This is a genomic window from Paraburkholderia rhynchosiae, assembly GCF_002879865.1.
Lineage (GTDB): Bacteria > Pseudomonadota > Gammaproteobacteria > Burkholderiales > Burkholderiaceae > Paraburkholderia > Paraburkholderia rhynchosiae.
Genome location: NZ_PNXY01000011.1, coordinates 40,839 through 57,877, shown reverse-complemented (window position 1 = coordinate 57,877; position 17,039 = coordinate 40,839). Strand labels below are relative to the sequence as shown.

Genomic DNA, 17,039 nt, shown 5'->3' with positions numbered 1-17,039 from the left:
ACGATGCGGCAAAATCGGGACGCTTCACAATTACCCCAGCGGAAGACAGCGAACGAATACAGCAAGCCACAGCGGCCTACCGGCCAAGAGCGCAGGCCGAATCATGCAATTGGCATACGCGTCTGATTTCCAATGACGAAGCGCATTCTAATACACACCTGTATTTGAATGTTAGTGTGAATTTGAATTCTTTTCGGTGCTAGACTGGCGCCCATGAAACGGCAACGACTGACACGCGAGCAGAGCAAGGACCAGACGCGCCAGCGTCTGCTCGATGCTGCGCAAGCAATTTTTATGAAAAAGGGCTTTGTCGCGGCGAGTGTCGAAGACATCGCCGGGGCGGCGGGCTATACGCGCGGGGCGTTCTATTCGAACTTCCGCAGCAAGAACGAGTTGTTTCTCGAGCTGCTGCGGCGCGACCACGAAACCATGCAGGCAGGCTTGCGGGCTATCTTCGAAAGCGCGGCCACGCGTGAGGAGATGGAACAGCGCGTGATGCACTATTACAGCAATCTGCACCGCGAGAATAAATGCTTTTTGCTGTGGGTGGAGGCGAAGCTATTGGCCGCGCGCGACGGCCGCTTCCGGCTGCGCTTTAACGCATTCCTGCACGAGAAGCTTGAACAGCTCGCTGCCTGCGTCCGCGAGTTTTCGGCGCTGGTGGGCATGCCGTTGCCATTGCCGCCCGAGGTGCTGGCAATGGGCTTGATGGGTTTGTGCGACGGCGTGCAGTTCTTCTACACCGTCGATCCGCAGAATGTGCCGAGCGAAATGGCAGAAGCAGTGCTTGCCGGATTTTTCTCGCGCGTGGTGTTCGGGCGCAGTACCTGATGCGTGGGGTGCGAGAGGCGTGACGGCCACGAGATGAGCATGCTGCGAGGCGGATCACTTCGCGTCACGTGAGGTGGGGCGATTCAGGTGCGCCCGCGCTTTCGGCGAAAGCGCTGGATCAGTTCGTCGCCAGTTGCGTGCAACTATCGGCGACCGGGCTAGCGCAGACAAGCGAATACTCGCCGCTGTAGCGCAAGACTTGCGCGCTCGCATGCAGCACCACCTTGATGTCAGGGCATCGCTCATAAGCGATGAAAGCCGAGCAGGCCGCCGCGGACCAGCAGACCAGCGAAAACGCGATTCTTTCGAAAAGTTGGAAACGATGTGGCATGGCAGTCAGCGATGAATTCGGTTCGGGCGCTATCTTACCAGCAGCTAAGGGTTTATACCTACCACAAATCGCAATAACGCTTGAAACAGTGTTGCGTGGCGTCGGCAAAACTGACGCGATTGTCATGAGCAGGTCAGGGTTGGGACAGGTCCGATCGATACAATCGATTCGTTGGGCAAATCCCCGCGCGCCTTGCCGCACGGGTGCTTCAGGCGGCAGCGCTGCGCCGGCCCGGCACATCGAGACAGTCGCGAGGCAGGAGTCGTCCCATGAATCAATTGCAGTCGATGCGCGTTTTCGTCAAAGTGGCGGACTTCGGCAGTTTCGTCGGCGCGGCGGGCGCGCTGGATCTTTCTACCGCTGTGGTCACGCGCCACGTGGCGGATCTTGAGGCGCGTCTCGGCACCCGTTTGCTGAACCGCACCACGCGCCGTCTTTCGCTGACCGAATCGGGCGCGACCTATCTGGAACGCGTGCGCCACATTCTCGACGACCTAGAAGGCGTCGAGCAGATGGTGGTGGCGCGCCATCACGAGCCAGTCGGTACGCTGCGGATCGTCGCGCCGGTGGTGTTCGGGTTGCAAAGCCTCGCGCCGGCGGTGCAGGCGTACGCGGCGCGCTATCCCGATGTGGTGCCCGACCTGACGCTCGCCGACCGGCAGGCCGATCTCGTCGACGATGGTTTCGACGTCGGCATTCTGGTCGGGCGTCCGGCACGCAGCGCGAGCATTGTCACGCGGCGGCTCACCACCTGCCAGTTGACCGTCTGCGCGACGCCGGCTTATCTGGTGCAGCATGGCACGCCGACGCGGCCGGAACATCTGCTGGATCATCCGTGCCTGAGCCGGCCGCCGGAGCAGGGCGGCGAAGAGCGCGTGTTCAGCGGGCCAGATGGGCTGGTCCGCGTGCGGCCGGCCAATGCCATCGCCGCAAACAATAGCGAAATGCTGCGGCAGTTCGCGCTGCTCGGCATGGGCGTCGCGATCCTGCCGAGCTATCTGATCGGCCGCGATCTGGCGGCGGGGCGGCTCGTGCCATTGCTCGACGATTACCGGCTGCCGGAGATCGAGATCACGATTGCCTATCCGAGCCGCCTTCACTTGCCCGCGAAGGTGCGAACTTTTGTCGATCACCTGGTCGAGCATTTTCAGCCGGACGCCACTGCGCCGGCGCGCGATTCACGATTCGCGAAACCGGCGTGTCCCGCTGCCGGTTCCGTGGCCCGGCGCGCGCCGCCGCGAGCGGCTGCGCCGACGCCGTTGCCCGCATAACGGCTCCCGGCGGCGGGCTGGCGGCTGGCGGTTTGCGGTTTGCGGCTAGATCCAGACGTCGTTGGCGGCCGTGCGCTCACTGGTTTCTTCACCGGTATTTTTGACGCCGCGCGGTTCGATCAGCAGCAGCTTGACCTCGCGTTCGGCGAACGGCTTGTGCTCCGTGCCCTTTGGCACGACGAACATTTCGCCCGCCGACAGCATCACGAAGCCGTCGCGCATGTCGATGCGCAACTGGCCGTCGAGCACGATGAAGGTTTCGTCGGTATCCGCGTGCTCGTGCCACACGAAATCACCTTCGATGCGCACGATCTTGAACTGGTAGTCGTTCATCTCCGCGATGACGCGCGGTTGCCACTGGTCGTCGAAGAGCGCCAGTTTTTCGGCGAAATTGATGGCGCGGTAGGTCTGTGGGGTGGGCTGGTTATTCGACATGCGTGCTCCTCCTGAAAGTGGTTGCCGTCTCAGGAAAGAGCGTACCGCGCGACGCGCCGGCAGGTCTTGAACGTTTGTGAGCGCGCGGGGTGCTGCGCGTTGGCGCTTACCTTTCGGGCTTACCTCTGGCGCTCAGCGGCCGCTTTGCGACGAAGTCCCGAGCATCTTGAGCCACTGCGCCGGCGCCACACCCCACGCGCGTTTGAAGTGCCGCGTCATATGGCTCTGGTCGGAAAAGCCGCTCGCGGCGGAGGCGTCGGCGAGCGGCATGCCGGCCACCGCCAGTTGCCGCACGAGATCGAGGCGTCGCATCGTCAGATAGCGGTGCGGGCTGGTACCAAACAGCGCGCGAAAATCGCGTGACAGACTCCAGCGGTCGCGGCCGGCGGCGACCGCGAGTTCGTCGAGCGTGACCGCGCGATCGAGCGAGGCCAGCAGGTATTCGCGGGCCCGCCGCGCGGCGGCGTAGTCCACCGGACGGCGCGTGGGCGCAGTGCCCGCTACCGCGTCGAGCGCGATGGCGAGATCGTAGAGCCCGTCGTCCCGTTCGAGCGGATCCATCGCGCGATCCATAGTGCGCAGCAGGCTTTCGCTGGCCGCGAACAGACGCGGATCGTCCGACAAGCCGTTCTTCACGTAGGGCAAAGGCTTGCCGCCGAGCGCCTGCTGGAACAGCGCCGGGTCGATATAAATCATGCGGTAACGGAAGCCTTCGCCGGTGCCGGCCTGGCCGTCGTGCGGCTCATCGGGATGCAGCACGATCGTGCCGCCCGGCAAACTGCTGCGCACGCTGCCGCGATAGCGAAAGCTCTGCACGCCCGCCAGCGTCCGGCCAATTGCATAGGTATCGTGGCGGTGCATCGCGTAGCCGGCGCCGTGGAAAAACGCTTCGATCCGCTCGATGCCGCCCGCGCCACTCGTTTCACAAGCGCCACCCGCAGCGTCCGATTGCGGCGAGCGATAGATCCAGTCCGCGCCGCGCCTTTCCACCGAAGCAATCAAAGACCGCGGCGCATCCGTCTGCCCGCTCACGCGCTCAGGCCCGGCCCATAATTGCCGCCGATCAGACACGTGACCGACGCGACGTCGACATAGTCCTGTTCAGGCAGGCCGTCGAGCATCGACAGCACCTCGTTGCTCGCGCCGGCTTCGCGCGCGGCGTCGACGAGGGCGTCCTTGTTGGCGGGGAAATGGACTTCGCTGAGCACGTCGGAAATCTGTAGATCGATGGATTCCCCGGGAATTGACGATGCGGTCATGCAAGCGCTCCTGTTGTACGTTGGATGGATCGTTGCCGCTGCTCAAGGCCAGTGCAAAGGCCGTTAACATACCGCCGGGACCGCCGCCCCGAAGGCGACACGCGGTCGTCCACGGCCACTCATGGTCATTCGAAAAAACCCCGCAACAAGCCCCGCATTCAAGTCTGCAGGCGCTCGTTGCGCGGCGCGAAACCCCGTCCCAAATGTCGCGACTTGGGCAAGACGATGTGCTGCCATTGCTGCGGACGATTATCGTCCGTGACCGCCACGTCAGGCGCCGCGGGGGCGACTGGCGCCGCGTTGGCGCGTTCGGCAAGGTCGCTGGCGGGCGTGCCGTCCTGCGCGGTGTGGACCGGCGCGGCAAAGCACGAAGCGGACAGCGTCACCATGGTCAACAGTGTCGAGGTTTTCATGCCCGACCTCCTAAGCTCATGCGGCGCTGACAAATGAGCAAGTGCTGTGCCGTCCCCGCGTCGAAAGGAAAGCGCAAGCTGCGCGCGGCGTGGGTGCAAAGCCGCGTGCTTTCGCGATGCGGGGACGCAGCGATTGCGGCAACGCACGTGCATCGGCGATCCCTCATTGTAGATCGCCGATGATGGCGCGGGAATGGCAGTCTGATCGCATCCGCGCCACGCGTTCCCCTGCACGCGGCCGCGGGTTTCAAGGACGGACTTTTGCCCAGCGATCGCTAGCGGAGCGCCTCAAAGCGCGTCCACGGCCATGACGGCCGGTCGCGCATATAGCCGTTCAGCCAGTTCCATTGCGGATGCCGTTTCATGAACGCCTGAGCGTCGAACGGCCGTCCGCACGGATGACCCCAGCGCGCGGTGAACGCCATCTCGCGCGCCATTGCGCTGTCGACCACCTTGCCGTCGTTCGCGCCCCACGGATTGAACGGCCCGTGATCGGAGCCGCCGAAGCGCGCGTCGTCCAGTTCCAGATGCCCGCAGATCGTGCGCGAACACGGGTTGTCGTTGCGATCGAGATAGACGTCGTGATGATCGGCGATCATCGCCTTCGCAAGCTCCACGTCGATCTTGCCGCGATGCATCTCCTCGAGTTGCATGAAGCGCAGGCGCCGCGCGCCGTTCTTGCGCACGTCCGTATAGTCTTCGCCTTCGCCGATGCATTCCTGATTACGGATCTTCAGATCGGTCGCCGTGTTGTAGCCGCTATAAAAACCGTTCTTCGTGCTTTCGAAGCCGGAATAGTGCAGCCCCAGTTCGTAGCGCGCGATCTCGCCGGTTTTCGTGTCGCCCAGTAGCCAACTGTTCGCGTAGCCCCCGTTGTTCGCGATGGCGAACATCTCGCACCATTCGCCGATGCTGTTCGCGTACTGCGACGCGCGTCGTGAGCGGTAGAACTCGGGCGCGCCCGCGGCGTTGTAGCCGACGAAGTTCGAAATGGTGGTTTCGGTCACCATCAGCCCGGCGGCCGTGACCCAGAAATCGGTGAGGCTGGAAATGCAGCCCGGCAGGCCTTGCATCAAAATGCGGTTACCCTGGTCCGGCACGATGTCGAACACGACGTTGAACGCGTCGCCGGCGGCGTAGCGGTCCCACGAGTTGTGCGCCATCACGATGCGGCCGTCGCGGGTCGCATTGCCGGTCGCGATGAACGCACTGCAATGGTGGCCGCGCCGGCCTCGCCACGGCTTGAGTCCGAGGCTCGGCTTCTGTTGTGCCGCGTGCGTGGGCCACCAGCTTTGCAGCAGATCCATGTAGCCGTTCCATGCCAGCACTTCGGCGAACGGCAGCTTCGCGCCGTCGGCGATGCCCTGGATTTCGTCGGCGAATTCGGTGTCGAGTTTGTTGGCGAACTGGGCGACCGCGGCGTCGACGAACGTGTCGAAATCTTCGCCGGTGTCCCACTTCGCGAGATAGCGGGCGGTGTGGATTGCATTCTGGATTTCTGTGGCGAGCAACTGGCCGTGCTGTTCGCCGCGGTCGTACGGCTCGCCTTCGATATGCAGAAAAATCCAGCCCGCCTGGTCGCGTCGCACGGCGTCGAGGGACGGTTCGCTCATCTTCGCTCCGATCGAATGGCGGGCATCTCGGCGCGCCCGTCCTGGCGTAACCCGCGCTGTCGGCAATGCAGCCCCAGCGTTTTTCCATTGTAGAGAGTTTGCCGACCTTTGCACGGGCGCGACACCCGCGTCGAGACTCCCGCCGCGCTGCGCTCAGCGCGTCGGATTCATGCGGAAATAAGCGTCGAGCAACGACGTTTTATAGACCACGCCCGCGAGCCGCGGATGCGCGGCGCTGTCGACAACCGGCAGGCGTTCGCCCTGGAACGCCATGAAGTGCTGCAGAGCGACGCCAAGCGGCATGTCTGGCGTCAGCACGTCGAAATGAGGCTGCAGATAGTCTGCCGCGGTTCGCGTCGAGGTATCCCGTTTGTCGAGCAGGTCCGATGTGATGTCCTTGAGTGCCACAACGCCGAGAAACGCGCCGGATTCGTTGGCCACGTACAGATACTTCACCGGATATTCGAGGAACACGCGCGTCATGTCATGCACGGTCGCGTTGGGCGGCACCACCGTTTGAGCTGGACGGATCAGCTCGCGCATCTGCGTTGCGCGCAGGCGCGTGCGCTCCAGTTCTTCCTGATTGCGGCGCAGTGTGATTTCATACATGGATGTCTTGGCGATCGCGCGCGACACGAAGTACGCGACGACGCACGAGAGCATCAGCGGCAGCACGACCTGGTAGCTGAGCGTCATTTCGAAGATCATCAGAATCGCCATCAACGGCGCCTGGGTGGCGCCCGCGAGAAACGCGCCCATGCCGACCATCGCATACGCGAACGGCGCCGAGGTGCCGTGCGGCCACAGCGCATGCATGCCCTGGCCGAACAGCGAGCCGACCACCGCGCCGACAAAAAGCGTCGGCGTGAATACGCCGCCCACCGCACCGGAGCCGGCGGTGGCCGCCGTGGCGATCAGCTTGAACACCAGCACGACGACGAGCGCGCCCCACGTCCACGGCGAATGCAGCACGGAATTGACGACGCTGTAGCCGTTGCCCCACACCTCGGGCGTCCACACCGACAGAATGCCGACCACGAGCCCCCCGAGCGCGAGCCGCGCGGGCAGCGGCACAGGCAGCTTGCGAAACAGCGCCTTCGAGCCGTCGAGCAGCCGCAGAAACTGGGGCGCCGCCGCGCCGCACAGCAGGCCGAGTGCGACGAACAACAGCACCTCGACGCCTGCTACCGGCGGGAACACCGGCATTTCGTACGGCGGCTTGTAGCCTGCGAATTCGCGCATCGTGATGTTAGCTACGACGGCCGCAACTACCACTGGCCCAAAGCTTTCCATCGCGATGGAGCCGAGCACGATCTCGGTGACGAAAAACGCGCCCGCGATCGGCGCGTTGTACGCCGACGTGATACCCGCCGCCGCGCCGCATGCGACGAGCAGGCGCAGCCGCGGCGGATCGAAGTGCACCCAGCGTCCGATCAGCGAGGCGGCCAGCGCAGCAAGCTGCACCATCGGACCTTCACGGCCGATGGAACCGCCGCTGGAAATTGTGAACAGCGACGACACGCTGCGCCACAGGCTCAGCTTCACGGGCACGACGCCATCGCCGATGGCGACCGCTTCCATGTAGTCGATGTGATTGCATTTGTCGGCGTGACGCTGGGCGATCAGCAGAAAGAAGCCCGCTATCAGGCCGCCGGCCGCGGGCAGCCAGATGCGCACCGTCCACGGCAAGCTGCGCGCCATTTCAACGAAGCTGCCGGACTTGCCGACCACCGCCAGTTGCAACGCCTCGATACCGTGGCGAAAGGCGATGGTCGCGAAGGCGCCCGCGACGCCCACCACCACCGACCAGACCAGCATCGTATGAGCGTCGGAGAGACGGAAAAGGTCTTGGGCGCGGGTGCGCAGCTTCAGCAGGAAGGAAAGCACGTCGGCGGTACGGGGCGTGAAGATGGGTTGAAAAGCGCGCACGATAACAGCAGCGCGCCCGCTGGATCAAGCGGGCGCGTGGCGGGTCGTGAACGGGGAATGGCAGCGCGGATCAAGCCGCCGCCTTGTCGAGTTCCGGATAGTGCCGGAAGATACACGCCTCGTTATGTTCGATGCGGCGTTCCGACTGCAGATAGGCGGCGATCTTCGGCCGCTCCATCACCGCCTCGTGCAAAGCGGCGAGTCGCGGATAGTGCTCGCCGAAGCGTTTGAGCGCGCGCGGGAAAGCGTACAGCAGTCCGTCGATCAACTGGAACATGGAGAGGTCGACGTAGGTGAGCGCGTCGCCCACCATAAATGTGTCGCCGGCGGGATTCTGCTTCAGCACACGCTCGAAGTACTTCATGAACTTTGGAATCCGGTTGTCGATGAAATCATGCGCGCGCGCCTTCGCGGCGTCTTTCTGGTCTTCGTAATACAGATTGCTGGCGAGCGGATGATGCGTGTCGTGCGCCTCGGTCACCACGTCGGCGATGGTCAGTTGCAGGCCGTTGGCGACGTAGCGCAGGCTTTCCACGGACGGCGCGAGGTTCAGGCGCGGCCCGAGATAGAACAGGATGTTGGCGGTCTGCGCGATCACCAGATCGCCGTCTTTCAGAAACGGCGGCGCGAACGGCGGATACGGTTCGTCCTTGCTCTTCATCACCGCCATCATCGCGCCGGTGCCGAGGCCCTCCGACGGCTCGCCGCGCGCCACTTCCACATAGTCCGCGCCGGCTTCTTCCAGCGCCAGCCGCACAAATTCGCCACGGCCTTGCAGGCCGTCCCAGTAGTAAAGTTCCAGGCTCATCGATTGGTCCTCATTCCGGTTGCATGAACGCTGCGTCGCACGCGTCGTGCGAGCAGCCAGTATGCCGCGCGAGCGCGCCGGATAGTTTCCCCGAATGCGCAAAACCCCGCGCGCGGCGGGGTGGATTCAAGGCGAGGGCGGTTCAGCTGAACAGGCGCTGGACGGTCCATGTGATACCCAGTCCGCCGGCAATGAGCCACACATACAGAATCAGGCCGGTAGTCAGCGCCCGAGGGCCCGCCTGACGAATCTGCGAAATGCGCGTTTCGATGCCGAGAGCGGTCATGGCCATGGTCAGCGCGAAAGTGTCGAGCGTGTTCAGCGTGGTGGTCGCGGCATGCGGCAGCACATGCAGCGAGTTGATCACGACGAAGGCGAGGAAGCCGAGCGCGAACCAGGGAATTGCGAGCTTGCCCTGATGGTCCTGATGAATGGAAGCGCCTTGCTGCGAATCTGCCGTCCTTGCGTCGCGGCTCTTCGCCCGGTTGGCGCGATTCACCCACACGCCCACCGCGAGCAGCACCGGCACCAGCAGCATCACGCGAGTCATTTTGACGATGGTGGCGATGTGCGTTGCTTCCGGGCTCACGTTGCTGGCCGCGCCGACCACCTGCGCCACTTCGTGAATCGTGCCGCCGAAGAACAGCCCCGCGCCGACCGTGTCGAGATGCAGCCAGCCGGCCTTGAACAGAACCGGATAAAGGAACATGGAGAGCGTGCCGAACAGCACCACGCTGCCCACGGCCATTGCGCTCTTATGCGGCTTCGATTGCAGCGTGGACTCGAAGGCGAGCACGGCGGCCGCGCCGCAGATCGCGCTGCCCGCGGCCGTCAGGAGCGCGGTGTCGCGGTCGAGCTTCATGATTTTGATGCCGGCCCACGTGCCGATCAGCAGCGTGCTCACGACGATCAACACCGATTCCGCGAGCCCGGGCAAGCCGACCTGGGCGATTTCCTGAAGGCTTACGCGCAGCCCGAAGAACGCGACCGCGATGCGCAGCAGTTTGCGCGCCGAAAAATTCACGCCGGCGGCCCAGCTAGCCGGCATGCCGTCGCGCAACGCGTTGCCGTAGATCGCGCCGGCCACGATGCCCACGATCAGCGGACTCAGACCTAGCCCCGCAATGGCCGGGATTTCGGCGATACGCGTCACGGCAGCGGCAAAGAGGCCGACGAAAAGAATGCCGTTGAGTTGGCCGCGAGTGAATGATGCTTCGGACGTGACAGCGGTGAGGCGAGCGGTGGTCATGGTTCAGCCTTTGTGACTGACGGGATTCGATGGGCTAATCCTAAATTAGATATATCGATATGAAAAATCGTGATTTAGAATGAAAAGTATCAGCGATTCTGATATTTAACTGCGATGACCCCCGATCAGCTTATAACTTTTGCCGCCGTTGCGGAGCATCGGAACATTAGCCGCGCGGCACTGGCCTTGCATCTGTCGCAACCGGCGGTGTCCGGCCAGTTGCGTCAATTGCAGGACGAATTCGGCGAGCCGCTCTATCAACGAGACGGCCGCGGCGTGCGTCTAACGCCAGCCGGCGAACAGCTCGCGAGCTATGCCACGCGGCTGCGCGACACCTGGCGGCAGGCGCATGCGTATCGCGACGCGTTGCGCGGCCTGGAACACGGCACCTTGCGGATCGGTGCGACCACGACGCCCGCCAGCTACCTGCTGCCATACCTGATCGCGGACTTTCACCGGCGGTATCCGGAGGTGACGCTCCATACCGCCGACGGCAACACGACCGATATCATCGGCGCGCTGGGCTCGGTCGACATCGCGTTGATCGAAGGTCCGGTGGGTGCGGATCTGCCGCCGGATACGGCTGTGCACGCGTGGCGCGAGGACGAGATCGTGGCGATCATGCCGCGTTTGCATCCGTTGGCGCAGTCGGCTGAGGGCACGGCGATGGACCTTGCAGCGCTCGGCGCGCAGCCGCTGATCGTGCGCGAAGCCGGTTCGGGCGTGCGGCAGGTCGTCGAGCGTGCGTTCGCACGGGCGGGCGTGCCGATGCGCGTCGCACTGGAAATCGCGGGCGTCGAAGGCGTGAAGGAAGCGGTGCGGGCGGGCATGGGCATCGGCTTCGTCTCCGCTATGTCCATGCGCCACGAGACCGGCGCGCTATGCGTGTTTTCGCTGAGTCCTGAGCCGCTCACGCGGCGGCTGTCGATTGTCGTGCCGCACGCCAGCGCGCCGTCCCGCGTGGTTCAGCAATTTCTTGCGCTTTGTCTCGCGGACGGCGCGTGAGCCTTGGCCTCGTAAACCGCAGCGGGAAACAGCGAACCGAGCGGCCCTAGTCCCGTCGCCGCGCTCGCCTGGGGATTTCCACTATGGTGCGCGGCGCGGGCCTCGGCGCACTATTCGGGCATCGCAAGCGCTTCGGCGCTTTTTTGAAATGTACGTTTGGAACCGGTTCCAAGCGCCTAGGCGCTCGAAAAATCGGCTGGTGACGATATGACGAACACAGTGGAAGTAGCGATTGTCGCGAGCGCTTTTGGCGCCGACCCGGTGCGCACGGCGGGCCATCGGAAGTGGGCGGAAGCCAGCCGGCGGGCCGGGGCGGCCGGTTTCGAGGTGCGTCGCGAGTTATTCGGCTATGAAGCTGACGCCGCCTTGCAGCGCCTTCGGGCACTGGGCAAGCAGATCGCGGAACTGGGTTTGTGGTCCGTGTATTCGACGCCGGCGTCACTGTACGCGGCAGACGGCCAACTCGACGCCGCAGCGCTGAGCCTCGCGCTCGACCAGGCGACGGCGCTCGGCGCGCGCTTCGTAAAGCTGCAGCTCGGCGCGTTTGCTCATCATGCGTACGGCGAGGCGATTGCCACGCACATGCGGGGCGCGAGCGTACGGCTCGTCGTCGAAAACGGGCAACTGGCGCGCGGGGGTTCACTGGCGCAATTCGTCGGCCTGTTCGATGCGTTAAAGCGCGAAGGCTGCGCGAACGTGCTCGGCATGACCTTCGATATCGGCAACTGGGCATGGTGCGGCGTGGCGCCGCTCGACGCCGCCGCGGCGTTGGCGGCGCATGTCGAGTATGTGCATTGCAAGGTCGCGGTCGGCGAGGGCGCGCGGCGCTTCGCGGCCGCGCCGGCCACCGACGATCCGCGCTTCGCCGCCGTGCTGGACAAACTGCCGCGCCATGTGCCGCGCGGCATCGAATTTCCGCTCGATACGGCGCGTATCGACGAGGACGCGGCGCACCGCGTCGCATGGCTGGCCGCCGCGTAGCGACGCGCGGGACCCGAGAGAGAAGTTGCAAACATAGTGCGCGGGCGCGAGCGAATCGGGCGGAAGCCAGAAAGCTGCAAATGCGGCAAATACGAACCGGCGCTGGCGACTGCGGAGCGCAAACCACGCAAGCGCAAACCCGCACATGCTAGCTGGCAAGCCAAAACCGCCCATGCCCAAACCACCAAACCGCAAGACAAAACACCGGCAAGCCACGACGCACACGCAGGAGCAAAGCATGACTAACTTAGACGCAGCACTCGACGTCATCACCTACGGCGAAGCGATGGCCATGTTCGTGGCCGCTGAAACCGGCGCGCTCGCCAGCGTCGGCCAGTTCACGAAACGCATTGCGGGCGCCGACCTGAATGTGGCGATCGGCCTTGCCCGGCTCGGCTTCAAAGTTGGCTGGATGAGCCGCGTCGGTAACGATTCGTTCGGCCAGTACGTGCGCGACACGCTGACGAAAGAGGGCATCGACCAGCGCTGCGTGAGCACCGACGAGCGCTATCCGACCGGTTTCCAGTTGAAGTCGAAGAACGACGACGGCAGCGATCCGGCAGTCGAGTATTTCCGCCGAGGCTCAGCGGCGAGTCATCTGTCGGTTGCCGATTACTTGGCGGATTATGTGCTGCCGGCGCGTCATCTGCATCTGACGGGCGTGGCCCCTGCTATCTCGGCAAGCTCGCGTGAGCTCGCCTTCCATCTGGCACGTGAGATGCGCGCAGCCGGAAGAACCATCTCGTTCGATCCGAACCTGCGCCCGACGCTGTGGCCGTCGCGCGCCGCGATGGTCGAAGGTCTGAACGCATTGGCCGCGCTCGCCGACTGGGTGCTGCCCGGCATCGGCGAGGGTGAGATTCTGACCGGCTACACGCAGCCCGACGACATCGCGAAGTTCTATCTGGAGCGGGGCGCGCGTGGCGTGATCGTCAAGCTCGGCGCACAAGGCGCGTACTTCCGCACCGCCGGCGAGGCCGCCGTGATCGCCGGCCAGCCGGTCGCGAAGGTCGTCGACACAGTGGGCGCGGGCGATGGATTCGCCGTCGGCGTGGTCAGCGCGTTGCTCGAAGGAAAGACGCTGCCGCAAGCGGTGGCGCGCGGCAACCGCATCGGCGCGCTGGCGATTCAGGTGATCGGCGATTCGGAAGGGCTGCCGAGCCGCGCCGAACTCGACGCGCTCGAACGCGGCGACTTACCCCGCATCGCACACGCGGCCTGAGTCGCGCGTACCGGACGCGGACCTGCGTGAATCCGCGCGTATCCGTGTGTGCCTGTGCGTGCCTGTGCGTGCCTGTGCGTGCCCGTGTGGGTGCGCACATATCCGCTCACGCGGCCTGGCCAACCACGACTGCTCGCATCAGAGCCGGGAAGCCAGGTCGCATCGATAACAGCAAGAGCGCCTGAAACGCGCCGCAAACCTCCGTTCATCATTGTTTCGGGAAGCCGTAAAGGAGACACCCCATGACTTCATCGCTTGCGATTCGCCGTTGGTGGACGATCATGCCGATCGTATTCATCACCTACAGCCTCGCTTATCTCGACCGCGCCAACTACGGTTTCGCGGCGGCGGCCGGCATCAACCAGGATCTCGGCATCAGCAAAGGACTCTCGTCGCTGATCGGCGCGCTGTTCTTCCTCGGCTATTTCTTCTTCCAGATTCCGGGCGCCATCTACGCCGAACGCCGCAGCGTCAAGAAGCTCGTCTTCTGGAGCCTGGTTCTGTGGGGCGGTTGCGCAGCGCTGACCGGCCTGGTCAGCAATATTCCGTCGCTCATGGTGATCCGCTTCGTGCTCGGCGTGGTCGAAGCGGCGGTGATGCCCGCCATGCTGATCTTCATCAGCAACTGGTTCACGAAGAGCGAGCGTTCGCGTGCCAACACGTTTCTCATTCTCGGCAATCCGGTCACGGTGCTGTGGATGTCGGTCGTGTCCGGCTATCTCGTGCATTCGTTCGGCTGGCGCAACATGTTCATCGCCGAAGGCGTTCCCGCGATTCTGTGGGCCGTGTGCTGGTGGTTCATCGTGCGGGACAAGCCGCAGCAGGTTTCATGGCTCACCCAGCAGCAGAAGGACGATCTTGCCGAAACGCTGCGCGTCGAACAGGCCGCGATCAAGCCGGTGCGCAATTACAGCGAGGCGTTCCGCTCGTCGGCTGTGATCAGGCTGTGCGCGCAGTATTTCTGCTGGAGCATCGGCGTCTATGGTTTCGTGCTGTGGCTGCCGTCGATCCTGAAGAACGGTTCGACGTTCGGCATGGTCGAAACCGGCTGGCTGTCGGCGCTGCCGTACCTCGCCGCGACCATCGCGATGCTTGCGGCGTCATGGGCATCGGATAAACTCAACCGCCGCAAAGTGTTCGTCTGGCCGTTCCTGCTGATCGGAGCGCTTGCGTTCGCGGCGTCGTATGCGCTCGGCTCCACGCATTTCTGGCTCTCGTATGCGCTGCTCGTGATTGCAGGCGCCGCGATGTACGCGCCGTATGGCCCGTTCTTCGCGATCGTGCCGGAACTGCTGCCGAAGAACGTCGCCGGCGGAGCGATGGCGTTGATCAACAGCATGGGCGCGCTCGGTTCGTTCGTCGGCTCGTATGTGGTTGGCTATCTGAACGGCGCGACTGGAACGCCCGCGGCATCGTATGCGTTCATGAGCGTGGCGCTGATCGCCGCCGTGATCTTGACGCTGATCGTCAAACCGCAACAGCAGGCGGCACAGCCACGGCACAAACTCGCTACACCGTTGCAAGGAAAATAAGCCGATGAAGAAAATCGTCGCCTGGAAGCCGCTGCCTGCAGATGTGCTGTCGTATCTGCAACAGCACGTGCAAGTTGTGCAAGTGGATCCCACGCAGCACGATACGTTCGTCGCCGCATTGCGCGACGCGGATGGCGGCATCGGTTCTAGCGTCAGGATCACGCCGTCCATGCTCGAAGGCGCGACGCGGCTCAAGGCGCTCTCGACCATCTCCGTCGGCTTCGACCAGTTCGACGTCGCCGATCTCACGCGGCGCGGCATCGTGCTCGCGCACACGCCCGACGTGTTGACGGAATCCACCGCCGACACCGTGTTCGCGCTGATCCTCGCGTCCGCGCGCCGGGTCGTCGAACTCGCCGATTGGGTGAAGGCGGGGCAGTGGCAACACAGCATCGGGACTGCGCAATTCGGCGTGGACGTGCAGGGCAAGACGCTCGGCATCGTCGGCTTGGGGCGCATTGGCGGCGCGGTCGCGCGGCGTGCGGCGCTCGGCTTCAACATGAAGGTGCTCTATACGAACCGCAGCGCGAACCGCGAGGCCGAAGAGGCTTACGGCGCGCGCCGCGTCGAGTTGCCGGAACTGCTCGCCAATGCCGACTTCGTTTGTCTGCAAGTGCCGCTCACGTCGGAGACGAAACACATGATCGGCGCGGCGGAACTCAGGTCGATGAAGAAAAGCGCGATCCTGATCAATGCATCGCGCGGCGCGACCGTCGACGAACAGGCGCTCATCGAAGCGCTGCAAAACGGCACGATCCACGGCGCGGCTCTCGACGTGTTCGAAACGGAACCACTGCCCGCGGACTCGCCATTTCTGAAGATGGCGAACGTCGTCGCGTTGCCGCACATCGGTTCGGCGACGCACGAGACGCGTCATGCGATGGCGCGCAACGCCGCGGAAAACCTGATCGCCGCGCTCGAGGGCACGCTTGCGACCAACGTCGTCAATCGTGAAGTGCTGGTACGGTGAGGAGCGTTGTGATGAAGCGTGCAATGCAAAACCGATGAGTACGACTTCGACATCCCAAACCACGCCGCGCCGCGCGACGATCACCGACGTCGCGCGCGAAGCCGGCACCGGCAAGACTAGTATTTCGCGCTATCTGAATGGCGAGACGAGCGCGTTGTCGCCGGAGTTGCGCGCGCGGATCGAGGCCGCTATCCAACGGCTCGACTATCAGCCCAACCAGATGGCGCGCGGTCTGAAGCGTGGCCGCAACCGGCTGATCGGCATGCTGCTCGCCGACCTCACCAATCCCTATAGCGTGGAAGTGCTGCAAGGTGTCGAAGCCGCGTGCCACGCGCTGGGTCTGATGCCGCTGATCTGCCACGCGGCCAACGAAGTCGAAATGGAGCGGCGCTATCTGCAACTGCTCACCACGTATCGCGTGGAAGGCGTGATTGTGAACGCGCTCGGTGTGCGCGAGGAAACGCTGCGGCCGGTGGGCAGCGGCGGGATTCCCGCGGTGCTGGTCGACCGTTCGGTCGAGGGGCTCGTCGCCGATATCGTCGGGCTCGACAACCGGGCGGCGGCCGAGCTCGGCACGCGGCATCTGCTCGATGGCGGCTTTCGCGAGATCTGGTTCGTCGTGCAGCCGTTCGAGCAGGTCAGTTCGCGGCGGTTGCGCGAGGCGGCGTTCCGCGAGGTGATGAGTACGCAGCCTGCTGCGGGTGTAAAGGATGCACAAGGCCATACCCTCGTGCTGAATCTCGCCGATCCGTTGCAGACAGAGCGCAGCCTCGCTGAGCTTGACCGCGCGATCGATGCCGCCAACAGCCATGCAGGTACCGTTGGCAACGCCGCGCGCGTCGCCGTGTTCGCGGCGAACGCGCCTGTCGCGCTGCGTCTCGCGTTACATCTCAAAGCACGTTACGGCGCCGACTGGCAGGCACGCGTCGCGCTGCTTTCCTTCGACGATCCCGAGTGGGCCGAACTGACCGGCATCACGACGATCCGCCAGCCCACCTACGAGATCGGCTACCGCGCGGTCGAGTTCCTGTATGAGCGCATCGAAGGCGTTCAGACCACCGCGCGCGACTGTCTGCTGCCGGGCGAATTGATCGTCCGCGCGTCGACCTCCCGCTGATTTGCAGAGCGACTGCACGCTGCTTTCGAGCCGACCTAGCGCCGATCTGCGATCATTCGGGCTGCGGCGCGCA

The 17,039-nt window shown here is 64.2% G+C and carries 17 protein-coding genes; 8 read left to right on the top strand and 9 right to left on the bottom strand.

Annotation, left to right across the window (positions count from 1 at the left end; genetic code table 11):
- Positions 1-213 precede the first annotated feature (213 nt).
- A complete protein-coding gene (locus C0Z16_RS17010) occupies positions 214-831 on the top strand; it encodes a TetR/AcrR family transcriptional regulator (protein ID WP_102633296.1) in 618 nt (205 codons plus the stop codon).
- Positions 832-949: 118 nt separating this feature from the next.
- Here the strand turns inward: C0Z16_RS17010 and C0Z16_RS17005 are convergent, their stop codons facing one another.
- Positions 950-1,162 carry a hypothetical protein gene (locus C0Z16_RS17005; protein ID WP_102633295.1) on the bottom strand — a complete coding sequence of 71 codons (213 nt, stop codon included), beginning with the start codon at positions 1,160-1,162 and terminating at the stop codon, positions 950-952.
- Between the two features lie 269 nt (positions 1,163-1,431).
- Here C0Z16_RS17005 and C0Z16_RS17000 point away from each other — a divergent pair, with 269 nt between their 5' ends.
- Positions 1,432-2,433, top strand: coding sequence for a LysR family transcriptional regulator (locus C0Z16_RS17000; protein WP_102633294.1), 1,002 nt, complete (start codon positions 1,432-1,434; stop codon positions 2,431-2,433).
- A 45-nt stretch (positions 2,434-2,478) separates the two neighbouring features.
- On the opposite strand, the gene C0Z16_RS16995 is transcribed toward C0Z16_RS17000, so the two are convergent.
- From C0Z16_RS16995 to C0Z16_RS16960, 8 genes are all read right to left on the bottom strand, one after another.
- Positions 2,479-2,868: a cupin domain-containing protein gene (locus tag C0Z16_RS16995; RefSeq protein WP_102633293.1), complete on the bottom strand. Its 390-nt coding sequence runs from the start codon at positions 2,866-2,868 to the stop codon at positions 2,479-2,481.
- A 132-nt stretch (positions 2,869-3,000) separates the two neighbouring features.
- Positions 3,001-3,900, bottom strand: a complete 900-nt coding sequence (locus C0Z16_RS16990) for an AraC family transcriptional regulator (RefSeq protein ID WP_102633292.1) — start codon at positions 3,898-3,900, stop codon at positions 3,001-3,003.
- A complete protein-coding gene (locus C0Z16_RS16985; RefSeq protein ID WP_102633291.1) occupies positions 3,897-4,127 on the bottom strand; it encodes a DUF2795 domain-containing protein in 231 nt (76 codons plus the stop codon). The genes C0Z16_RS16990 and C0Z16_RS16985 overlap by 4 nt, the downstream gene beginning before the upstream one ends.
- A gap of 158 nt (positions 4,128-4,285) precedes the next feature.
- A complete protein-coding gene (locus tag C0Z16_RS16980; protein WP_102633290.1) occupies positions 4,286-4,540 on the bottom strand; it encodes a hypothetical protein in 255 nt (84 codons plus the stop codon).
- Between the two features lie 275 nt (positions 4,541-4,815).
- The gene (locus tag C0Z16_RS16975; RefSeq protein ID WP_102633289.1) at positions 4,816-6,153 is read right to left on the bottom strand and encodes a C45 family autoproteolytic acyltransferase/hydolase; all 1,338 of its coding nucleotides are present in this window, start codon (positions 6,151-6,153) and stop codon (positions 4,816-4,818) included.
- Positions 6,154-6,306: 153 nt separating this feature from the next.
- On the bottom strand, positions 6,307-8,040 hold the full coding sequence (locus C0Z16_RS16970) for a ClcB-like voltage-gated chloride channel protein (RefSeq protein ID WP_102633416.1): 1,734 nt from the start codon (positions 8,038-8,040) through the stop codon (positions 6,307-6,309).
- A 112-nt stretch (positions 8,041-8,152) separates the two neighbouring features.
- A complete protein-coding gene (locus C0Z16_RS16965) occupies positions 8,153-8,890 on the bottom strand; it encodes a glutathione S-transferase (protein ID WP_102633288.1) in 738 nt (245 codons plus the stop codon).
- A 142-nt stretch (positions 8,891-9,032) separates the two neighbouring features.
- The gene (locus C0Z16_RS16960) at positions 9,033-10,139 is read right to left on the bottom strand and encodes a YeiH family protein (protein WP_102633287.1); all 1,107 of its coding nucleotides are present in this window, start codon (positions 10,137-10,139) and stop codon (positions 9,033-9,035) included.
- Between the two features lie 114 nt (positions 10,140-10,253).
- Between C0Z16_RS16960 and C0Z16_RS16955 the strand changes: the two genes are divergently transcribed.
- From C0Z16_RS16955 to C0Z16_RS16930, 6 genes are all read left to right on the top strand, one after another.
- Complete coding sequence (locus C0Z16_RS16955; RefSeq protein ID WP_102633286.1) at positions 10,254-11,144, top strand: LysR family transcriptional regulator; 891 nt, start codon at positions 10,254-10,256, stop codon at positions 11,142-11,144.
- 207 nt (positions 11,145-11,351) lie between these two features.
- Positions 11,352-12,125: a TIM barrel protein gene (locus tag C0Z16_RS16950; RefSeq protein WP_102633285.1), complete on the top strand. Its 774-nt coding sequence runs from the start codon at positions 11,352-11,354 to the stop codon at positions 12,123-12,125.
- Between the two features lie 238 nt (positions 12,126-12,363).
- Positions 12,364-13,347: a sugar kinase gene (locus C0Z16_RS16945; protein ID WP_102633284.1), complete on the top strand. Its 984-nt coding sequence runs from the start codon at positions 12,364-12,366 to the stop codon at positions 13,345-13,347.
- A gap of 242 nt (positions 13,348-13,589) precedes the next feature.
- The gene (locus tag C0Z16_RS16940) at positions 13,590-14,879 is read left to right on the top strand and encodes an MFS transporter (protein WP_102633283.1); all 1,290 of its coding nucleotides are present in this window, start codon (positions 13,590-13,592) and stop codon (positions 14,877-14,879) included.
- 4 nt (positions 14,880-14,883) lie between these two features.
- Positions 14,884-15,849 (top strand): 2-hydroxyacid dehydrogenase, encoded by a 966-nt coding sequence (locus tag C0Z16_RS16935; RefSeq protein ID WP_102633282.1) that lies wholly within the window; start codon positions 14,884-14,886, stop codon positions 15,847-15,849.
- Positions 15,850-15,883: 34 nt separating this feature from the next.
- Positions 15,884-16,966: a LacI family DNA-binding transcriptional regulator gene (locus tag C0Z16_RS16930; RefSeq protein ID WP_102633281.1), complete on the top strand. Its 1,083-nt coding sequence runs from the start codon at positions 15,884-15,886 to the stop codon at positions 16,964-16,966.
- Positions 16,967-17,039 lie beyond the last annotated feature (73 nt).